Consider the following 1340-nt stretch of genomic DNA (forward strand, 5'->3'; position numbering starts at 1 on the left):
GAATTATTTGAGCGCATTGGCGACTATCAGCAGGGACGGCAGCTTACGAGACTGGCGGTGGTGTTGACTCTCCACCTGTTTATCCGCTCCAGCGAACTGCGCTTCGCCCGCTGGAGCGAGATAGATTTCAGACATAAAATCTGGACCATCCCCGCCACCCGAGAGGCGATAGATAAAGTTCGTTTTTCAGGTCGTGGAGCAAAAATGCGCACTCCGCATATTGTGCCATTGTCCCGGCAGGCTATAGTCATTCTGAAGCAAATACAGGAAATCTCCGGTCATCTGGACCTGGTCTTCCCTGGCGACCATAACCCATATAAGCCGATGAGTGAAAATACCATCAACCGGGCGCTGCGTCTGATGGGCTACGATACCAAAACCGACGTCTGCGGGCATGGCTTCAGGGCAATGGCTTGTAGCGCACTGGTGGAATCTGAACTCTGGTCGCGGGATGCCGTGGAGCGGCAGATGAGCCATCAGGAGCGAAACAGCGTGCGAGCAGCATATATACATAAAGCGGAACATCTGGATGCCCGCAAGGCCATGATGCAATGGTGGTCCGATTATCTGGATATGAGCCGAGATGGATATGTTGCGCCGTATATTTATGCGCGGCGGCATCAGGCAGCCTGAGCCAGTAGCAGTATAATTTGTTAAAAATGAAAAAGCAGATCCTGATTGAATCCGGATCTGCTTTTTGCATTGGGAAATCGCCGCCAGGCAATCTGCACCAGAAACTGATTTGCCGATACGCCATAACTGCACCAGTTCACTGTCACCGTTTACCTGCGCCAGACACTACAAGGTAAATATCGGACTCATCGAACTGCACCAGTACTAAGGCCTTTTCAGCCCTTTAGCCTTTTCCGGGCTGGCGCTGTTACCCTTATCAGCCCTTTACCCTTATTGCCTTCGCCTTTTCTGGCGCAACCCTTTTATTTTCGTGATGCAGTCCCCGTGATCCCATCCCGGCCACAGCCCTGAATCGTTTTTGACGATTGATGGCTCATCATTGATAGAAAATCGTACAGAATTATTTGGCCCCAAATAATTTTGCACGAAAACCGATTAATAATGAGTTTTACGAAGGCAATACCTTTTAAATAGCTATTGCCGATTGAAACTGAACGGTTAAAAGGTCATCACCGCATCATATTTGGCCTCAAATATGATGCGGCAGACATCAACCGATCGTGAGGATAACGAAAGGGAATGGCTATCAGTCGGTATCACCCCGCCGCCCGTACACCTGCGCCACATACCGTCCGCGCCCGTCGCCGTGCCCCAGATCCATTGCCGTCATCGCCAGCACCTCTTTTTCACTGAACCCCTGCGCCAGA

1 protein-coding gene and 1 pseudogene are annotated in these 1340 nt (G+C 50.9%); one reads left to right on the forward strand and one right to left on the reverse strand.

Annotated features, from left to right (window positions below):
* A partial coding sequence (locus FDX19_RS07765) for a site-specific integrase (protein ID WP_170974361.1) occupies window positions 1–633 on the forward strand: 633 nt, incomplete at its 5' end.
* A gap of 586 nt (window positions 634–1219) precedes the next feature.
* On the opposite strand, the pseudogene FDX19_RS25440 reads toward FDX19_RS07765, so the two are convergent.
* Window positions 1220–1340 (reverse strand): annotated as a pseudogene (locus tag FDX19_RS25440) (DNA-binding protein); the annotation flags it as partial.

This window comes from Citrobacter sp. wls619, from assembly GCF_005281345.1.
Lineage (GTDB): Bacteria > Pseudomonadota > Gammaproteobacteria > Enterobacterales > Enterobacteriaceae > Citrobacter.